The sequence below is a fragment of the Mucilaginibacter sp. NFR10 genome (assembly GCF_900100445.1).
Lineage (GTDB): Bacteria > Bacteroidota > Bacteroidia > Sphingobacteriales > Sphingobacteriaceae > Mucilaginibacter > Mucilaginibacter rubeus.
Map to the genome: position 1 here is coordinate 220,173 of NZ_FMTV01000003.1, position 19,495 is coordinate 239,667.

General features: G+C 44.3%; 16 protein-coding genes. 14 read left to right on the top strand and 2 right to left on the bottom strand.

The features are described from left to right. From BLP33_RS11980 to BLP33_RS12005, 6 genes are all read left to right on the top strand, one after another. Entirely contained in the window at positions 1-930 is a 930-nt protein-coding gene (locus BLP33_RS11980; protein WP_090528294.1) for an efflux RND transporter periplasmic adaptor subunit, read from the top strand. Further along, complete coding sequence (locus tag BLP33_RS11985) at positions 930-4,025, top strand: efflux RND transporter permease subunit (RefSeq protein ID WP_090528297.1); 3,096 nt, start codon at positions 930-932, stop codon at positions 4,023-4,025. The genes BLP33_RS11980 and BLP33_RS11985 overlap by 1 nt, the downstream gene beginning before the upstream one ends. A gap of 56 nt (positions 4,026-4,081) precedes the next feature. Further along, the gene (locus BLP33_RS11990) at positions 4,082-5,083 is read left to right on the top strand and encodes a YncE family protein (protein ID WP_090528300.1); all 1,002 of its coding nucleotides are present in this window, start codon (positions 4,082-4,084) and stop codon (positions 5,081-5,083) included. A 130-nt stretch (positions 5,084-5,213) separates the two neighbouring features. Further along, complete coding sequence (locus BLP33_RS11995) at positions 5,214-6,251, top strand: fatty acid desaturase (protein WP_090528303.1); 1,038 nt, start codon at positions 5,214-5,216, stop codon at positions 6,249-6,251. 330 nt (positions 6,252-6,581) lie between these two features. Then, the gene (locus BLP33_RS12000) at positions 6,582-7,025 is read left to right on the top strand and encodes a hypothetical protein (protein ID WP_090528305.1); all 444 of its coding nucleotides are present in this window, start codon (positions 6,582-6,584) and stop codon (positions 7,023-7,025) included. A gap of 137 nt (positions 7,026-7,162) precedes the next feature. Beyond that, positions 7,163-8,071 carry a hypothetical protein gene (locus BLP33_RS12005; protein WP_090528308.1) on the top strand — a complete coding sequence of 303 codons (909 nt, stop codon included), beginning with the start codon at positions 7,163-7,165 and terminating at the stop codon, positions 8,069-8,071. A 334-nt stretch (positions 8,072-8,405) separates the two neighbouring features. Here the strand turns inward: BLP33_RS12005 and BLP33_RS12010 are convergent, their stop codons facing one another. After that, positions 8,406-10,622, bottom strand: a complete 2,217-nt coding sequence (locus tag BLP33_RS12010) for a putative Ig domain-containing protein (RefSeq protein ID WP_090528313.1) — start codon at positions 10,620-10,622, stop codon at positions 8,406-8,408. Positions 10,623-10,920: 298 nt separating this feature from the next. Here BLP33_RS12010 and BLP33_RS12015 point away from each other — a divergent pair, with 298 nt between their 5' ends. The 8 genes from BLP33_RS12015 to BLP33_RS12050 all read left to right on the top strand — a co-directional run bounded on the left by BLP33_RS12015 (position 10,921) and on the right by BLP33_RS12050 (position 18,187). Next, positions 10,921-11,283, top strand: a complete 363-nt coding sequence (locus BLP33_RS12015; protein WP_090528316.1) for a hypothetical protein — start codon at positions 10,921-10,923, stop codon at positions 11,281-11,283. Positions 11,284-11,394: 111 nt separating this feature from the next. Then, positions 11,395-11,760, top strand: a complete 366-nt coding sequence (locus BLP33_RS12020) for a hypothetical protein (RefSeq protein WP_090528318.1) — start codon at positions 11,395-11,397, stop codon at positions 11,758-11,760. Positions 11,761-12,144: 384 nt separating this feature from the next. After that, positions 12,145-12,501 carry a hypothetical protein gene (locus tag BLP33_RS12025; RefSeq protein WP_090528321.1) on the top strand — a complete coding sequence of 119 codons (357 nt, stop codon included), beginning with the start codon at positions 12,145-12,147 and terminating at the stop codon, positions 12,499-12,501. A 150-nt stretch (positions 12,502-12,651) separates the two neighbouring features. After that, positions 12,652-13,023: a hypothetical protein gene (locus BLP33_RS12030; protein ID WP_090528324.1), complete on the top strand. Its 372-nt coding sequence runs from the start codon at positions 12,652-12,654 to the stop codon at positions 13,021-13,023. A 359-nt stretch (positions 13,024-13,382) separates the two neighbouring features. After that, positions 13,383-15,737, top strand: coding sequence for a TonB-dependent receptor (locus BLP33_RS12035; protein ID WP_090528328.1), 2,355 nt, complete (start codon positions 13,383-13,385; stop codon positions 15,735-15,737). A 3-nt stretch (positions 15,738-15,740) separates the two neighbouring features. After that, positions 15,741-17,189: a PepSY domain-containing protein gene (locus tag BLP33_RS12040; protein ID WP_090528331.1), complete on the top strand. Its 1,449-nt coding sequence runs from the start codon at positions 15,741-15,743 to the stop codon at positions 17,187-17,189. 3 nt (positions 17,190-17,192) lie between these two features. Next, the gene (locus BLP33_RS12045; protein ID WP_090528334.1) at positions 17,193-17,414 is read left to right on the top strand and encodes a heavy metal-binding domain-containing protein; all 222 of its coding nucleotides are present in this window, start codon (positions 17,193-17,195) and stop codon (positions 17,412-17,414) included. A 479-nt stretch (positions 17,415-17,893) separates the two neighbouring features. After that, positions 17,894-18,187 (top strand): hypothetical protein, encoded by a 294-nt coding sequence (locus tag BLP33_RS12050; RefSeq protein WP_090528337.1) that lies wholly within the window; start codon positions 17,894-17,896, stop codon positions 18,185-18,187. A gap of 12 nt (positions 18,188-18,199) precedes the next feature. Here BLP33_RS12050 and BLP33_RS12055 read toward each other — a convergent pair whose 3' ends face one another. Further along, entirely contained in the window at positions 18,200-19,438 is a 1,239-nt protein-coding gene (locus BLP33_RS12055) for a DUF3179 domain-containing (seleno)protein (protein WP_090528340.1), read from the bottom strand. Between the last annotated feature and the right edge of the window lie 57 nt (positions 19,439-19,495).

Genomic DNA, 19,495 nt, shown 5'->3' on the forward strand with positions numbered 1-19,495 from the left:
ATGAAATTTAAACATATATACCTATTTGCAGGCCTTTTAATCTTGCTGTATAGCTGCAAAGGCAATACCCAACCTGCGGATGATGCCGGCGACGGAGGTTCGGCCGCTCAAACACCTGTAACCGTAACTACAGTTGCCGATAGCGCCATGATGGACTATATTGACCTCAGCGCTACCTCCGTTTTTCAGCAAAAAAACATTGTGAAAGCCAATGCTAACGGTTACATCCAAAAGGTGAACATCCTGCCGGGGCATTATGTAAATAAAGGCGAGTTTTTATTCAGCATAAAAACTAAAGAAGCACAGAGTATTGGTAACAGCATCAATGTGCTGGATACTACGTTTAAGTTTTCGGGCGTAAATAAAATAAAAGCTGCCGGTAATGGCTACGTTACCCAACTCAATCACCAGCAGGGCGATTATGTGCAGGATGGTGAGCAGCTTGCCGTGATCAGCGACCGCTCAAGCTTTGTATTTGTGATGCAATTGCCTTATGAACTGCGTAGCTATGTAAAAAACAATCAGGACGTACAACTTGTACTGCCCGGCGGCGAAAAATTGACGGCACAAGTAAGCTCATCAATGCCTGCTGTTGATTCACTATCGCAAACCCAGGGCATTGTGCTTAAGGTAAACAGCGCCAATCCCATCCCTGAAAATTTGGTAGCTAAAGCGCGGATCATTAAGTCGATACGCCCGCATACGCTATCACTTCCAAAATCGGCCATACTAAGCAATGAAACACAAACGGAGTTTTGGGTAATGAAGCTGATCAATCCTACTACCGCGGTAAAAACCGCCATAACCAAAGGCATTGAAGCCGGCGGCAGGGTGGAAATTTTAACCCCCAAATTTTCGGCGAATGATAAAATAGTGGTTACAGGTAATTACGGACTGGCAGATACGGCTAAAGTGAAAATTGTAGAGTGATGAAGGAAAACCAGCGCAAAAATTACTTCATAACCCATCGCAAGCCTTTAGGCCTGGTGCTGGCCCTGATTATTATGGGCGGTTTGTTTGCTTATTCAAAACTGCAAACTTCGCTTTTTCCTGAAATCACTTTCCCCAAGATCAAGATCATTGCCGACGAGGGCCTGCAGCCGGTAAATAAAATGATGGTTACGGTTACCAAACCGCTGGAAAATGCCATTAAGCAGGTGCCCGACCTGCAACTGGTACGCAGTACTACGAGCAGGGGAAGCTGCGAAATTTCGGCCCTGCTCAACTGGAATGCCGATATCGACCTGAGCCAGCAGCGTATCCAGTCGAGCATCGACCAGATCAAGAACGACCTTCCTGCCGATGTAAATATCAGCGTAGCCAAAATGAACCCTTCCATTTTACCGGTAAGCGGTTACACTTTGGAGAGCCATAACCTGTCCCCTATTGAATTAAGGCAGTTAGCTACATACACAGTAAAACCATTCCTTTCGCAGGTCGACGGGGTATCGGAGATCAGGGTGATCGGCGGTAAACTTAAAGAATACTGGCTCACGCTCGATCAGCAAAAAATGACTTCGTTGGGCCTCACACCTGATATTATCAGCAATACGCTTGCTACTACCAATTTTGTAAAATCAGAGGGTTATCTGTCTGATTATAAGCGCATGTACCTCACTGTTACTGATGCTACCATCAATGCCAAAGATCAGCTGGAAGACCTGGTGATCAGCAACAACCGCAAAAGAATAGTACGGCTCAAGGATTTTGCAAGCATCCAGGTTAACGAAGGGATTGAATACACCCGCATCAACGCCAACGGGCACGATGGGGTACTGATCGCTGTAGTGAAGCAGCCCAATGCCAACCTCATTTCGGTTAGTAACGATATGGCCGATAAGATTGACGCGCTGAAAAAACTGCTCCCGCGGGGGGTAAGTATACGGCCATATTATGTTCAGGCCGATTTTGTGAACGATTCGGTTAGGAGCGTGAGTGACAGCCTTTGGATAGGCTTGCTCCTGGCTATTATTGTGGCCGTGATCTTTTTACGATCATTCAAGGCAAGCATCACCATATTGATTACCATCCCGGTTACACTCGGGCTTACCCTGCTTATACTATACTGGCTTGGCTATACTTTTAATATCATGACGCTGGGTGCTATCGCAGCATCCATAGGATTAATTATTGACGATGCCATTGTAGTGGTTGAACAGATCCACCGGGTACATGAAGAACACCCTGATGAGCTGAGCAGCCATTTGGTTCGCAAGGCTATTGATTACCTTTTCCCGGCCATGGTGGGCTCATCTATCAGTACTATCGTAATTTTTATTCCTTTTGTTTTGATGACGGGTGTGGCCGGGGCCTACTTCAAGGTGCTTACCGATACCATGATCATAACCTTGCTGAGCTCATTCTTTGTAACCTGGATCGGTTTGCCTGTAATTTACCTGCTCGTAACGCGTAAGCCTAAATTAAATACAGCAAAAGCCAAGACAGAAGAAATACATACAGTTAAACAACAAAAGTGGGTTAGTTTCTTTATCCTGCGCCCCTATGTAAGCCTTATTATTGTTGCCGCGTTGGCAGCAGTGATAGTGATAGTACCGCCTTTGCTGGAAACAGGATTTCTGCCTGATATGGACGAAGGCGCCATCGTGCTCGACTATAAATCGCCTCCGGGAACATCACTGGAAGAAACCGACCGGATGTTGCGCCAGATAGAAAAGCAGATCATAAAACATCCGGATGTAACTGCCTATTCGCGCCGCACGGGTACACAAATGGGCTTTTTTATTACAGAGCCTAATAGCGGCGATTATCTTATACAGCTAAAAAAAGATCGCACCAAAGGCACCGAAGAGGTGATCAGCGATTTGCGCAAAATGGTTGAAGAAACCCAACCCGCGCTGCAGGTTGAGTTTGGCCAGGTAATATCCGACATGCTTGGCGACCTCACCACATCAGCCGAGCCTATCGAGATCAAAGTATTTGGTGATAATCAACAAACATTGCAAAACCTGTCAAGGCAGATAGCCGGGCTGGTTGAAAAAGTAAAAGGCACTGCCGATGTGCTGCCGGGTATTGTTATCGCCGGTCCTTCGGTAAGCATTCAACCTCATTACAGCAAAATCGCACAGTATGGAATTACCGCCGCCGATCTGCAAATGCAGGTCCAAACCGCGCTGGAAGGTAATGTGATAGGCAGCTTACTGGAGAAAGAACAGCTTTCACCCATTCGCATGGTTTACCCGGGTAACCGCTCGCTTAACGTGAATGACATCCATAACCTGCATATATTTTTACCCAACGGCAAACTCATCCCTATAACTGAGCTCGCCTCGGTAGAGTTAAAGCCCGGCGATGCCGAGATCAACCGCGAAAACCTGCAAAGCATGAACGTAGTAAGTGCCCGGCTGGAAGGCAGCGACCTCGGTACCGTAATAACGGCCATTCAAAAAACCATCCACGATAACGTAAACCTGCCAACAGGCTACCATGTGGAGTACGGAGGGGCCTACGCCCAGCAGCAGCAGTCATTTAAAGAATTGCTTATTATCCTCATAACTGCCTGTTTACTGGTTTTTGGTGTGATATTATTCCTGTTCAGGCAGTTCAGGATAGCGCTGCTTATTTTGGTAATTGGCATTTTAGGCATCGCCGGCAGCTTCCTGGCCTTATTTATTACCGGTACGCCGCTGAATGTGGGCAGCTATACAGGGTTGATCATGATTGTGGGCATTATTGGCGAAAATGCTATTTTCACCTTCCTGCAGTTTAAGGAAAGCGCTATTGAAAATGAAAATAAAAACATTGACGCGGCTATAACCTTTGCCATCAGTACCCGTTTAAGACCAAAACTGATGACCGCCTTGGGGGCCATTATAGCCCTGTTGCCGCTTGCTTTAGGCATAGGTGCCGGCGCTCAATTGCATCAGCCATTAGCAATTGCAGTTATCGGCGGTTTTTTAGCAGCATTGCCATTATTGCTTATTGTTTTACCGGCTATGCTCCGTATATTGTACAGCAAAGGGTTTAGTACCCATTTAAATGAAATTAATGAAAGCCATCACGGTTAACACAGCATTTTTACAGATTCGGGACTTAATTTCATGGCAATAAACACTCCCGAAAAATGAAAAAGCAAATTTTGGCCGTAGCCTTGCTCATAGCAGGTATAGCTCCTTTTAAACTGAACGCGCAAACCTATGTGGCCGATAAAACCATCGCGCTACCGGGTGACGGTGGTTACGATTACCTGGCTATCGACAAGATCAACCGCAACCTGTATGTATCGCATGGTAACGCCGTAAATGTCATCAACCTGGATACCGAAAAGCCGGTTGGCGTTATTGATAACATGAAAGGCGTTCACGGTATAGCCATTGTAAATAAACTTAATCGTGGTTTCATTAGTGATGGCAAGGCAAATGCGGTAGTAGTTTTTGATCTGAAAACTTTTAAAACCATTACTACAATTGCCCTAACAGCTGCCAATGGCCCGGATGCCATTATGTATGACCCTTACTCCGACCGGGTGTTTACCTTCAACGGCGAAAGCAATAATTCATCGGTAATTAACCCGGCAACGCTTAAACAGGTTGGCACGGTTGCACTCGGCGGCGGCCCCGAGTTTGCTGTATCCGACGGTAAAGGCAAAATCTACAATAACCTTGAAGATAAAAGCAGCCTGAATGTTATCGACAGCAAAAGCCTTAAGGTGATTAAAAACTATCCCCTTGCCCCCTGCGGCGGCCCAACAGGCTTAGCGCTTGATGCCGCTAATCAGAAATTGTTTACCGTTTGCCGCGAAAATAAGGGACTGAGTGTTGTTGATATCAAAACAGGTAAAGTGACTGCTACCCTGCCAATTGGCGCGGGTGTTGACGCGGTGGTTTATGACCCTGAAACGAAACTGATATTTTGCTCATGCGGCGATGGCACAACTACCATCATCAAACAAAAATCGGCTGAAGAATATGAGGTGATCCAAACCCTAAAAACCGCCGAAAGGGCGCGCACCATGACACTTGACGCCAAAACCCACAAAATTTATTTAAGCGTTGCACAGTTTGAACCCGGCACACGTAAAGCCATTCCCAATACGTTTAAGGTGCTTGTTTTTAAGCAAAACTAACGTAAATTGTATATAAAATTTATATGAAATGATCATGAAGATTTTGTTTATTCCTAATATTACTAATTAATTTTTACAAAAAAATGAACTTTTGCGCACGTTATCGTTATATTTAACGTTTTAACACTATATGATTAAAAAGACTGATTTTGTTTATTCCCAGGAGTCTGAACCTCATCGTATCCGCACAAAAAAAATCTTAAAAGAGTTTCCGCAACTGCGAAAGCTTATAGGTAAAAACCCAAAAACCATATGGGCCATTGTTGGTTTAGTAGCTTTTCAGGTTGTTTTAGCCTGGTTTGTACGCGACCAGTCATGGTGGATAGTTTTCGGAGCGGCTTATTTGCTCGGCGCTTTTGCCGATCACGCGCTGTTTGTAATGATCCACGAGTGTACACACCAGCTATTGTTTAAAAACCGCAACGCAAACCGTTGGGCATCCATGTTTGCCAATTTACCGCAGATATTGCCAAGCGCTATTTCGTTCGAAAAGTACCACATCAAACATCACTCCTTTCAGGGTGTGCATGAGCTTGATGCCGATTTACCGAACCGCTGGGAAGCAAAACTGATCAGCAATTCATTTTTTGGTAAAGCAATCTGGCTGCTGTTTTTCCCGGTATTTCAATTGTTCCGCCTTTCACGTCTAAGGGAAATCCATCCTTTTGATGGCTGGATCCTGACAAACTGGTTATTACAGGCAGCATTTACAACCGCAATCGCTTACTTTATGGGATGGCATGCGGTAGCCTTCCTGCTGTTAAGCTTTTCATTTTCGGTTGGCCTGCACCCTTTGGGCGCACGCTGGATCCAGGAACATTACCTTACCGTTACCGAAGAACAGGAAACATACAGCTATTATGGCAATTTTAACGCGGTAGCCTTTAACGTAGGTTTCCATAATGAGCACCATGATTTTCCTTCTATCCCATGGAATAAACTTCCGGAGATCAGGAAAACGGCTCCTGAGTATTACGATACATTACACTATCATACTTCATGGACAAAGCTGTTCTTCCAGTTTTTGTTTGACAGGGAGATCTCGTTGTTTAACCGCATTCTGCGTAAAGACCGCGGTCGTGTAGCGCTAACAGACATTTCAAAACCAGATATTGACCTCACCAAGTCCGAAGCAACAAAACCGGAGCTTATAGACGTTGAGAAATAAGAAAACAAAAAAGGGCCTTGAAATAAGGTCCTTTTTTGTTGGTAGCACATTGCCTCCCCCGCCCAAAACATTTCACATTCGCCCTTGCATCCGCCGCTGCCGCAAGCGTCCACGCTTGTGGCCCGCGTTTAGGTATACAACCTGATTAGCCTCTCGCATAGCTTAGCATGATACCCACAAGCGAGGACGCTTGCGGTAGCGATGAAAAAGGGCCTGAAATAAGGCCCTTTTTTTTGATAGTACATTGCCCAACCACGCCTAAAAACATTTCACATTCGCCCTTGCATCTCACTAACTAATTTCCGTATAATTGCTAATAAAATTAGTAAAATGAAACAAGTAAGTGTGGTAGCCCAGCTCGTGATTTTTAGTCGTTATATCGGTCAGCAGGTTATGATCATTAGTCTTTTAAACAATAGCGAAGTGAATATTGGCGTCCTTACTGGAGTAAAACATAATGCCATAGCAGTTAATATTGACGATGTAATACGCTGGATCCCGCTTTATGATAACTTCAGGCTTTGCGAAATTAAGTTACTTTTAAAGCCTTTAAAAAAACTTACGCCCGATGTTGTCTCAGCAGCAAACGATCTGCCTGTAAAAGCGTTCATCACTCCATACTACCAGCAACTGGGCTATGATATGCCTGTTTTTATTGAACCCGGGCACCCCTGTAATTGCAAATATGTTCAGGAACTGGAACTGGCCGATTACCGTGCCCCTACCGAAATATACAGGCAAAATGCTTTATTACATGCATTTGAATCGGCATAAATGTTTCATGGTACGAATATTGTGTACCATTTGCCCTGTTTGTTACTTAATTTTCATATAGTCGTAACAAAATCAAATAATTAATGTCAACTTCATACTAACGCGCTTTATTTGCGTTATTGTTTGCAAGAAACAGAATGAGCCGATCAAAAAAATTAAATATACTACTACCACTTGTATCCCTGCTTTTTATGGGGGCCTTTGCCAAGCACAGGCTGCTCGACAGGCAGGACATTACAGGCACCCTGAATGATAAAGAGATGGATGAAACGTCGGGTATTGCGGCATCGTCTATTAGTCCCGACACTTACTATGTACATAACGACAGCGGCGATACCAGCCGTTTTTTTGCTATAACAGCCGAAGGCAAACTTAAATCAACCATTTATTTTAAGGGAGACAGCACTCAAAAGCTGGGTGTACAGGATTGTGAAGATATTGATGTTGGCCCCGGACCGGAAAAAGGTAAAAGCTACGTTTACCTTGGCGATATAGGCGATAACAATCAAAACAGGCCATATATTACAGTTTACCGCATGGCCGAAAAAAAATCATGGGCTACAGGTGATAAGGCCATTACAAACACACAAGCTGTACGGGCAGATTTTAAATATCCGGATGGCCCTAAAGATGCGGAAACATTGATGATTGACCCGATAGGCAAACAATTGATCATTGTAAGCAAAAGGGGTGATACCGTTGCGGTTTACACCAGTCCGTTAAAATACCAGGCCAATACAACAACAGTATTAACCAAACGCTGCAAATTGTTCTTCGCTGGTTTTAAACCTTTTAAATGGATCACAGCCGGCGATATCTCTAAAGACGGGCAGCAGATCCTGCTAAAAAGTTACGACAAAGTTTACTACTGGCGCCGTCAGCATAACGAACCCATATGGGAAACCATGGTACGCAAGCCACGGGAACTTACCTACAAAGTTGAAAAACAGGGCGAGGCTATAGGTTTTCAGCCAGATGGCAAAGGCTACTACACTACAAGTGAAGGAGTTTTTTCGCCGGTATATCATTACGATGTGCCAAATTGATTTTCCCAACTACGTTATATAAAAATGGCCTTTATCGAATAGATATAGGCCATTTTTGCTATCAACGTCCCATCAGGGTCTCTCGCAGAGGACCCTGATGTATACGCCATGCAGATTGATGTATACGCCAGATCAGCTGTTCTAAGTACCCAAACGCGGTGAACCTCAGGGTCCTCTGCGAGAGACCATGAGGGGACATGAAAATCAGCTAATCAAATAAAAAGCGTCATTGCGAGGTACGAAGCAATCCCAAACTATACAGGGTGGCCCTGCTCATCGGGGATTGCTTCGTACCTCGCAACGACGCGTGTTTTTATCTCCCTATCCTAAATCCTTACATAACCCTAATAAGCTTTACGCCATGCGGTGGGATTTTGAAAGTGTATTTGTGGTTAACCGCTATCAGGTATTTCTGTTCCCAAACATCGCGGGCTTTGGTAAAGCCTTTTAACAACTTGTCATTAGCTTCCAGGTTAACAGTTTGATATTTATCAGATGTGTTAAAGAAACCTATTGCTTTTTCACCTTTGGTAAGCTCTTTTACCCAAATCTGCTGCTCATCTGTTTTAGAAGCCTGTCTTGCACCTTTGCCTAAGGCATCCTGGTCAATAGCCAGTACTTCATCATTCGTCAACAAGCTAAGCGTAAACCTGTCCAGGTGCCCCATATCGCAGCCGATTAACAGCGGCGCAGACAGCAGGCTCCATAAACTGATGTGGGTATACTGCTCATCATAGGTTAAACGGCTATTGTGCAGGCTTGGCCCCCAGCCTACTTTGCCTACAACCAGCATATCCGGATCATTAAAATGTCCCGGACCAGCGTAAGGCGAAGCAGGATCCTGGCTAAAGCCAATATCACTCATACTTCTCCAGGTATCCTGGATATCGCCGGTGGTACGCCAGCTGTTACCGCCGGTTTCGGCACCCCATTTCCAAACATCGCCCCAGCCGTACTGGCAAAAACTGAACATAATATCGCGGTTTACCTTATTTAAAGAGGTACGCATTACTTCGTATGGTTTCTTAAGTGCAGGCAGGTCGGGATGCGGTGGGGTAACTTCCGAGTAGGAGCACCAGTCATATTTCAAATAGTCAAAACCCCAGTCGGCATAAGTTTTGGCGTCCTGGTCTTCATGCTGCCAGCTGCCCAAAAAGCCGCCGCAGGTGCGCGGACCAGGCGATGAATAAATCCCGGTATGCAAGCCAAGGCTGTGTACATAATCGGTCAGCCCTTTCATATCCGGAAACTTGCTGTTAGCTACAATGGCGCCATCGGCAGCACGGTTTTCCGCCTCCCAGCCATCGTCGATATTGATATAGTTCCAGCCATAAGCACTTAATTTCTCCGACATTTCTTTAGCCGAGATCTTTACTTTTTCGTCATTAACACTTAATCCCCAGGCATTCCAGCTGTTCCAGCCGAGGGCTGGGGTAAGACCGATTTTATCGCCAATGCTAATCGTTAGTGTTTTGGTTTTATTGCCTAAGCTATTGGTAACCGTAAGCGTTACAGGATAATCTCCCTTTTGGTTTACTACACCCGAAATGATACCGGTTTTAGCATCAAGCGTTAAGCCCGCGGGCAAGCCCGCAGCTTTATAGGTAAGCGGCTTTTTACCGGTTGCCGGGATCAGATAAAGGAAAGGGTTACCCGGCCTTGCACCGTAAACATCGGCACCATTAATTTTTGGCCTGGGCGATGGGTAAGGTGTAAGCACATAAGGCGTGGTTTCGGTTTTAACAATCTCTTTACCCGATTTTTGATCTGTAAAAGTATAAGCTATGGTATACGATTTTTTTGCTAAGCGGGCTATCACAAACGAATAGGTAAAAGGCTTGCCGGTGGTAAAGTTTGCAGGGTTTGTTTTTTCGTAGATCACCGCGCCCGTTTCAGGATCGGTAACTTTAAAGGCCAAAGTACCCTGGTACTGGTATTTATTGGTCGTAATCAATTTAACCGATTTGGCCAGGCTGTTATTTTCCTGGAAAGTAAAATCGCCATCGGTATTAACTGTAACGTGATCCATTACATCGGCCATGGCAATAGAAAAATTATCGCCGTAAATACCACCATCTCCGCCGGTATCATAAATGCGGATGGCCAGCACATTTTCTTTATCCCACAAAATAGCCGGATCTGAAGCTGAGATATTATAAGTTCGCGGCCCGTAATTTCCGTCCTTAATGGTTCCGCTGTGACCGCCATATTTGGCGATAAGCCTTCCGTTTAAATACACCTCGTCATTATCATCAACACTGGCCAGGCTTAAGCGGAGACTATCCTTTAAATAAGCTTTTTCCTTAAGCGATGATGGGATCACTACATGGACGCGGTACCAGCCGAAGCCATCGTAATTAGGGTGTCCCTGCGGCTCCCAGGAATGGGCGACATCAATGTTTTGCCAGTTTTGATCGTTAAAAGTTGGGGACGACCATTGGGCAGAATCACCCACAGCAAATTTCCAGCCTTTGTTAAGCTGAACATCCTGTGCAGAAGCGCCCAGATATGTACCACCCAACAATAGCAATGCGGTAAAAATTTTCTTCATTATTATAGGTTGTTTAAAAGTGAAAAGCGAAACAGGATTTCGCCCGGTTAGTATGCAGATTTAAAGGTACAATGATTTTGAATAATTGGAAATGTATCATTAACATTTATTTAGAGATAGTCAAAAAATGCCCCTAAATACAAGTGAAAGTAAAAAATTGAACCCGGCATTAATTACCAAGCCGTTATAGTACAATCTTTGTTCATAAACCGATAATACTGCCGACGGTAAATTTAATGTACAGTTTACGTTCTGGTTCAATATCGATTATACATTTACTGATAGAAAAACAACAGCTATGAAAAAGACTTTTTTAACCTTAGCCCTTGTAACAGTTTGTTTTGTAGCCTGCTTTGCAGCCCTTGCGGGAATTTCCGGAAAATGGGAAGGTAAGCTTGAAACAGAAACCGGAGAAGTTTACCCATTGCTTTATAATTTTCAGATTGATGGGAACAAACTAACTGGCACAGCCAAAACGCCTAAAGGCGATATGCCGATTGAAGATGGCAAAATAACCGGCGACAGTTTTAAATTTACCGTAAGCATCGAAGATATTCACATTGCCCATACAGGTAAATTCTATGGCGATTCGGTAGGTGTTGATATTGAAGCCAATGGCTCAAAAGTACATAGCACTTTAAAAAGAGCTCAACAACCTTAATTTCCTGATTTAAGAATTACATGATATTCAAATTCCACACCATAAAATATCATATAATCATTTCATCCTATAAATCAAGGTGCTTATATTTATAAACCAAAATTCACATTTATGAAAAAAAAGATTTTTACTACTACACTATTGGTAAGCTGCTTTATGATATGTCTTGCAGCTATAGCTGATCTTAACGGCAAATGGGCAGGCAAATTAGTTACAAGCGACGGCCAGGAATACCCACTGCTTTATAATTTTAAGGTTGATGGCGATAAACTGACCGGCACAGCCTTAACTCCGGAAGGCGACGTTGACATTAAAGAAGGCAAAACCAATGGTACCGACTTTTCATTTACAGTAGCCACCAGCGGTATCGTGATACCTCATACAGGCAAATTCATGGGCGATTCGGTTAACGTTGAACTGGATATCAATGGCTCAAAAAGCAGCTCGGTATTGAAAAGACCTGTTGAAAAGAAATAATTTTCAAATATGATCGTCATGCTGAGTGTTTAAATCCGGAGGCCTCTGAAGGTGAAATGACAAAAGAGGGCCTGTCAGTCTGAGCCTGTCGAAGACTCGTGAGCAGAGGCCTGCCCGCCATACTTCGACGGGCTCAGTATGACACCCATTTTTTAAGTTGTCATGGGTAACTTGTTTCAGCACCCCACTTGCTAAGCGGCCTTGCATGGTCTGCCTGTCTCGTGGGATCCTGAAACAAGTTCAGGATGACGTATCTTAAATATCAAAAAAAGAAAGACCTTACCCCGTCCGGTAAGGTTTTTCTTTTTTTTAAACTTAAAGGCAACAAAATTGTATATAGTTTAAAATTACTGCATATAGGCATCTGCTTAAGCTATATCAACAATGAAAAAAGAGTTCCTGGTGATCAGTGCGTTTGTTATCATTACCGCTTTTAGTTTTATTTCGATGGCCGATATTAACGGCAAATGGATAGGTTCGCTAACGCTTCCGGGCGATGATCATTTTCCCTTAAGCTACACTTTTAAGGTAGACAGCGGCAAACTTACAGGTACAGCCCATGCTCCGCAGGGTGATGTAGCTATTACCGACGGCATGATCAACGGCGATAATTTCTCTTTCAGTATCCCGGTACCGGGAGGCAGTTCGCCCCATACGGGTAAAGTTTATCAGGATTCTATTGGTATGGACCTGGTTTACAAAGGTCAGCACCTGCATGCTACATTGAAAAGAGACAAGTGAAGTCGAAAGTCTTAAGTATGGAGTCTTTAGTCAAAAGGAGTGCGGCAATTTTTCAGGTCGAAAGTCAGATTATTGTATGACTTATAGATTGAGACTATAGACTTTGAACTAAATGTTGTGTATTAAACCCACAGGGCGTACCTTTGCGCCATGCTGCAACGTATTACAGCCTATTTACTCATCTTTTCGCTGATCACGGTCAATTTCTCGCGGTTTTTCATTTTCGCGGGTTTTGAGCTGAACAGGAATTACATTGCTACCAAGCTTTGCGAAAACAGGAACAGACCCTGGTTGCATTGTGACGGTAAATGCTACTTCGCGAAAAAGATCAAACAGGCAGAGGACAAGCAGGCCAGCGACGAAAGGCAGTCGCAAAAGAGCCTCTTTCAGGAGGTTTATGTCATCAGCTCAACTGATGTTAAATTCCACTCCAGCCTGTTGCAGGTTATTTCAACCCCTTACACCCCCACCGTACCGGCCGATCGCCCGGCTACGATATTCCAGCCTCCGCAGTTAGGATAATCATTTCATTTTTATTGGTTTTTGATTGATGGTGTAGGATAGCTATATCAGTTGTATAACTACAACCTTGTAATTACGTGCTAAAAAACCATCAAAAGAAGGTTAAATGACATTGGGTGCGGAGGGATTGTCATCCTGAGCCTGTCGAAGGACGCGCGCAGAGGCCCCCCACCATGCTTCGACGAGCTCAGCATGACACCCGTTTTTAAGTACTTCGTTCCTCGGCGTGACATACGTTTTTTGACCAATCATCGGCAAAAAGTAATGGCAGGCAGAAGCTACAATCCATTCCCATCAATCGCTCCACACCCTACTCTACCCATTTTTACACCGGGAGGCAACTCCTGTAATACTATATAATGAAACGATATTTAATCCTATTTATAACTTTTATACTTGCTAAAACACAGGCTTACGGTCAAAATATACAAGGCACCATAACAGATGCCAATACCCACGAAGCAATCGCGGGTGCATCAATCTGCAATGCCGATGCCACTACAGGTGCGAAACTGGGCATGACTAACGCCAAAGGGCACTTCAGCATTAATACGCAAAGCATTATCCGGCTTAAATTTGCCATGGTTGGTTACAGCGCACGTATTGTTGAAGTATCAACCATAAAAGGCCAAAAGCTTGATGTTGCCTTAGAGCCTTCAACTGTGGATCTGCAACCTGTTGTGGTAACCGCCAGCCGCGAAGGCCAGGCCAGGCAGGACGCCCCCATCGCCATCAGTAAAATCAATTCCACCCAAATTAAGGACACCAAAGCCACTGCCCTTTATCAATTGCTGAACAAGGTTGCAGGTGTTTACATGGTGAATTTGGGTAATGAGCAGCATACCATGGCTATTCGTCAGCCCATAACTTACAATGCCCTTTACCTGTATATGGAGGATGGCGTACCTATCCGCCCTACGGGCATCTTCAACCATAACTCGCTGTATGAGATCAACATGTCGGGCGTTAAGGATATCGAAGTGATCAAAGGGCCTGCATCATCGCTTTATGGCAGTAACACCATTGGTGGCGCGGTTAACTTTATTACCCAGGGACCGCCTACAGGTTATGCAGGCAATGTTGCTGTTCAGGGCGATAACTACCATTATCGCCGCGTTGATGCCGATGGTGGTTTCACACAGGGCAAATTTGGTTTGTATGCAGGAGGATATGTAGCCCATCAAACCGATAGCTGGCAGGATTATTCTGATTTTGATAAATACTCGGCCAATTTTAAAACTACTTATGATTTCAGCGCCAAAACTAAATTGACAACCTCTGTAGCGTACAATTATCTCAATACGCAAACTCCGGGTAGTTTGGACAGCGCCCGGTTTTATGACCGCAGCTACGGCTCCAACCAACGTTTCGCCTATCGCAAGGTAAAATCGTTTCGTGCCGGCACCCGTCTGGATCATCAGTGGGATGACAAGAACAGCACTTTTGTGACGCTGTTTTTCCGCAACAACTCAACTGCGCAGCTGCCAAGTTATTATATCTCTGATGTGCGCGACGCTAACGGTGTTTACAAAAGCAGCAACGGACAAGTAAATGATCAAAAATTCAACAGCTATGGCTTACTGGCACAGCACCGGGTTGATTTTGATTTCCTGCATTCGAGGCTGATTGGCGGTGTTTATATGGATGATAGCCCGAGTTCATATTATGCCCAATATCTTGATATCACCAAAGATGTAGCTAACAACTACTACACCGGCTTCAGCAATACCGGCAGGTACATTGATAATTACAAGATCAAGTTGTTCAACACAGCGGCTTATGTCCAGTATGAAGTCAAGCCTACGGAAGCATTAAGAATAGTTGGCGGTTTACGGTACGACAGGGTGCATTACAACTTTGATAATGAGATCCCCGCCGGGCAAACCAAGTATAAACAACAGGAGACCAACAATTTTAACATTGTAGCCCCCAAACTTGGCCTTACCTATAACCTGGGTAACAACAAAGGTTTTTATGCCAACTACAGCGTAGGTTTTCAACCGCCGGAAACCGGCGACTTGTACAGCTCACGTCAGCTTACCCAGCTTAAACAGGCCACTTTTGATAATTACGAAGCCGGCGGCTGGTTTTCCGCTTTTAACAAAAAGCTATATTTTGAGCTGAGTGTGTTTGATTTAGAAGGCCATAACGAAATCATTAACCAACTGCTGCCGGATAATACTACCCAGAACCAAAACGCAGGCGCAACACGTCACCGGGGAATTGAATACTCGCTTACTGTAGCCCCGGTTAAAGAGCTTACCTTCAGGTTTAGCGGTACCAATGCCAAACACACCTATGTGGAATACAGCGAGGTGACCACCAATTACACCACCGGTGCCAACACGGTTACCAACTATGATGGGAAACGCATGAACAACGCGCCGGCCTGGGTTGCCAACTCCGAGCTCAGCTACAAGCCGCAATACCTGCCCGGTTTCAGGATAGCAACAGAGTGGCAGCACATCAATCAATACTACACCAACCCCGCCAATACCAAAACTTACTCAGGTTATGATATTTACAACCTGCGTTTGGGCTATGAGGTAAAAAGCAGCATATTAAAAGGCGCAGGCATCTGGTTCAATGTGCTCAACTTAACCAATAAGCTTTATGCAACTACGGTAACCAGCAGCCAGTACGGCGATACCTATAACGCCGCGCCGCCGCGTACCTATGCCCTGGGCATCAGTTATTCATTTTCAAAATATTGATCAATGGCATCTGCAACAGTAAAAAGCAACTTTTATAAATGGCACCGGGTGCTGGGCTTAACGGCCCTCATCCCGGTGATCTTCTGGACATTGAGCGGTCTTTCACACCCGTTCATGTCAAACTGGTTCAGGCCTTCAATTGCGGAGGAAGTGTTTAAACCGCTACCTCAAAGCCAGATGAAACCGGTGCTCAGCATTCAGCAGGTATTGGATAAAAATAACATTTCCGTTATCAGGAACTTCGGACTGGTTAATTTCAATCACAACACTTATTACCAGGTGCTGGATAAAGATAGCGTGTACAATTACTACTCGGCCAATGATGGGGTATTGTTAAAAAATGGGGATAAGCTATATGCCACTTATCTTGCCCGCTATTTTACGCAGGATTCGACATCTAACATTAAAAAGATCGATCTGCAAACAACGTTTGATGGGCAATACCAGCCCATCAATCACCTTTTGCCTGTTTGGAAGATTAGTTTTGACCGCCCCGATGGTATGGATATTTATATTGAAACCAGTCAGAGCCGCATGGGGACATTTAATAACAATACCCGCAAAGCTTTCCTTTGGCTGTTTGAACAGTTCCATACCTGGCAGTTTTTAGCCGATATCGGCGGCGATGTTTTCCGTAATGTAATATTACTCATCATCATGGTGGTAATGCTGTTCGCCCTCATCAGCGGCTTAACTGTTTATGGTTTAATGTGGAAGAAGTTTAAATCCGTAACTCAAAAGCGAAAAGAAAATGGCGGTGAGGACACGCGCATCGTTCATCGTTATCACAGGCAGATAGGGCTTATTGTTTCCTTTGTGATGTTTACTTTCGTGATCAGCGGGGCTTTTCACCTTGTCGTAAAACTGCACAATACCGAAACACCAAAGCCTGATCACGGGCAAGTGATCAACAGGAAACAGTTGGCTATCTCCAACCTTCAGCTTCCTGTTGCCGACAGTATCATCAAAAGGATAGCTGTGGTTAACTTTGGTGGTAATACTTATTACCAGGTAACTGATGATAAAAAGCAGATCTCGTACTTTAACACCTTAACCGGCATAGAACAAATTAATGGAGATGAGGATTATGCCCGTTTTTTAAGTACCTATTACCATACCCACCAGGATCCTGACCAGTTTTATGGCAGGGTAAAAGTTAACCAGGTAAAGCAGTTTGATAACGGGTACGGTTTCATCAACAAACGCCTGCCGGTTGAGCGGGTAAGCTACGCCGACGGCAGCAATTGGTATATTGAAACTACCTCATCAAAACTGGCTACAAAAGTTGCAGGGATTGACCGGATTGAAGGGCTTTCTTTTATATTTTTACACAAGTATTTCGGCATGACCTGGGCGGGTAAGGATATCCGCGATATAGTGAGTATGCTGGCCGCCTTAGGTGTGCTGGTAGTATCGTTGTTCGGGTTGGCCTCATTCATCAAAAACAAATAATCAATGAAAAAAAGCTTTATCATTTTAGCCTTTGCCAGCATGGCCCTTGGCGCCTGCAACAGTGCGGTTAAAAGCACCGGCAAAACCGACAGCACCTCAACCGTAAAGAAAAAAGGCAAATACACCTGCACCATGCACCCCGATCTTACCTTTGAGAAACCCGGCACCTGCCCTAAATGCGGCATGGCCCTGGTTGAAAGGGATACTACAGAGGATAAGAAATAATCGTTTTAATTCTGCCTCTGACCCGTCATTGCAAGGAAACACCAGGTAAACCCCGAAAAAAAAAGTAATGATGTATAAAACATATTTTAGAGATGGCGCGCGGGGCGCGTTAGTGATAGGAGCGGGTACCGGCCTTGTGGCTAATGCCTGTGCAGTATGAGCGTATAACACGGGCCACAGGCAACGCCCATATTTATAATATCGATCAAAAAAATATATTTAATAACCAACAACTTACAATCACGTCATTATAAGATAACGAAGCAGTCCCAAACCGTACAGAGAAACGTGCATAACCACTCTGCCTCATGGGGATTGCTTCGTAATGACGCTTTTTTGTTTTGCTATCTTGCACACAGAAAACGTGCTCAATTTCTATCGGTAACAATTACAGCTTCCACCCGTCTCATACTTACAAACAATACAACTTATATCCTGTTATACCCCCTGTTACAAATAAATCACTAATTTTGGCGCTGATGAAAAAGGTGGAAGTATTAAAAATGATTGACCTGGTTGAAGAGATCAAGAAACTTGATGATCTCATACAACAAAGCCGTAAGAAAAAAACTTCTGACTTTGTGATCAACCAGTACGAGGCGAAAAAACTTAAGCTTATTGGTTCAACCATCACTGAACTGGCTTCCGCTCCCATTCAATCCATCGAAAGCTACCAGCTTATTCAAAAGATACTAAATAAGTATTACCCCAACATTTCTGAAGAAGCTCTGCTTAATGACGATGACATCAGCAAAATAGCAACCGCTATCTAATTAAAGCTGTTGTTAAAAAGGCGGGTAAATGGATGCCGTTTGCTCCAGCGATTCATCGCCTTTCCAAAACACGGTACCGGGATGAAAATGTTTCCATGAGTGCCAGTATTCCTGGTAGGCCTGAATTTTAGCAAGGCGCTGCCCTTTTTGTGTACCGGTTAAACACAGGCCGTCCCAATCCCAAACCGAAGCGGTTTCTTCGTCGGTGAGCATGCCTTTATCATCCAGTTTAAAGTGAAGGGTTTTACCGCTTACTGATGTATTCCAGGCATGATAGCTGAGGCTGTCTTTTTCAATGCCAATAAGCAGTGAACTTTTGTTCAACTCATCGTTTAGCAGGCGTTTGGCGTACATGTGGCGCCAGTCGTAAGCTTTGGCTTTGCCGTTTATGATCACACCAATTACCCAGCTTTTACGCATCAGGGAGTCTTTGTTTTTTATAGTGCTGTCACGATCGATAGCTTGCACACGGTCGTAGTTTTTCAGGTCGGCATAATCTGCGGTGTATAGCCTGTCGGGTTGTAAAATGAGCGTTTCGGGATGTTTCTGTAACCAAGCCGCGAGGGTTAATTGCTCATAAGGCAGCTCGGTTAATTGTTTTCCTTTCAGCTCCCCAACAGCCGCGTTACCGGTAGCCTGGTACCACCAGGTTTTAGTGTTTTCATCTTCAATTATGGCATTATAGTGCCTTGCCCCCACCAGCCTGAAGTTTTGCCTTACTCCGTTTATAACCGGACTGTAAACCCTGCCTGTACGGCACATGGTGCAATAGGTAACCAAAACAGGTTTATTGCCTACATCGTCCTGCAGTTTATGATGATAGCCCAGGTAGATGAGCGGATAAGCTTTGGCGACACCGTTGTTTACAACACCTACTACCAGGTAGCTTAACGGCACCCTGTTTTTTAATCCATTGGCAAAAACAGCTTTTGTGGTTTCTTTAAACATGGTTTCGGCTTTATACATATAATCGGTTATGTAAAAGCTGCCTATACAAAGCACAAAAACAGCGGCTTTAACAGCCTTTTGTTTAAAGGTATTTTTAGCGTAGAATTTAAACAGGTACCAAACAACGAATAGCAAGCCAATCAAGCGCAGCGGCATGATCACCTTTTCGAGATAGTAACACAGGGTTATGGCATTCAGATCCTGGCTGCCCGGAAATGGCATGAGCAGGTAAGCATGAACAAGGCCGGGCACCACCAGTAAAATGATACCTATCCAGAATATTTTAGCACTGTTCCATCTCATGCTTATTCAATAAATCCTCAGCATTGGGCTGTTACCTCAATAAGTTTATAATTGGTT

Coding starts and splice junctions, on each gene's coding strand:
- BLP33_RS11980 (WP_090528294.1), top strand. CDS start 1: ATGAAATTTAAACATATATACCTATTTGCAGGCCTTTTAATCTTGCTG.
- BLP33_RS11985 (WP_090528297.1), top strand. CDS start 930: ATGAAGGAAAACCAGCGCAAAAATTACTTCATAACCCATCGCAAGCCT.
- BLP33_RS11990 (WP_090528300.1), top strand. CDS start 4,082: ATGAAAAAGCAAATTTTGGCCGTAGCCTTGCTCATAGCAGGTATAGCT.
- BLP33_RS11995 (WP_090528303.1), top strand. CDS start 5,214: ATGATTAAAAAGACTGATTTTGTTTATTCCCAGGAGTCTGAACCTCAT.
- BLP33_RS12000 (WP_090528305.1), top strand. CDS start 6,582: ATGAAACAAGTAAGTGTGGTAGCCCAGCTCGTGATTTTTAGTCGTTAT.
- BLP33_RS12005 (WP_090528308.1), top strand. CDS start 7,163: ATGAGCCGATCAAAAAAATTAAATATACTACTACCACTTGTATCCCTG.
- BLP33_RS12010 (WP_090528313.1), bottom strand. CDS start 10,622: ATGAAGAAAATTTTTACCGCATTGCTATTGTTGGGTGGTACATATCTG.
- BLP33_RS12015 (WP_090528316.1), top strand. CDS start 10,921: ATGAAAAAGACTTTTTTAACCTTAGCCCTTGTAACAGTTTGTTTTGTA.
- BLP33_RS12020 (WP_090528318.1), top strand. CDS start 11,395: ATGAAAAAAAAGATTTTTACTACTACACTATTGGTAAGCTGCTTTATG.
- BLP33_RS12025 (WP_090528321.1), top strand. CDS start 12,145: ATGAAAAAAGAGTTCCTGGTGATCAGTGCGTTTGTTATCATTACCGCT.
- BLP33_RS12030 (WP_090528324.1), top strand. CDS start 12,652: ATGCTGCAACGTATTACAGCCTATTTACTCATCTTTTCGCTGATCACG.
- BLP33_RS12035 (WP_090528328.1), top strand. CDS start 13,383: ATGAAACGATATTTAATCCTATTTATAACTTTTATACTTGCTAAAACA.
- BLP33_RS12040 (WP_090528331.1), top strand. CDS start 15,741: ATGGCATCTGCAACAGTAAAAAGCAACTTTTATAAATGGCACCGGGTG.
- BLP33_RS12045 (WP_090528334.1), top strand. CDS start 17,193: ATGAAAAAAAGCTTTATCATTTTAGCCTTTGCCAGCATGGCCCTTGGC.
- BLP33_RS12050 (WP_090528337.1), top strand. CDS start 17,894: ATGAAAAAGGTGGAAGTATTAAAAATGATTGACCTGGTTGAAGAGATC.
- BLP33_RS12055 (WP_090528340.1), bottom strand. CDS start 19,438: ATGAGATGGAACAGTGCTAAAATATTCTGGATAGGTATCATTTTACTG.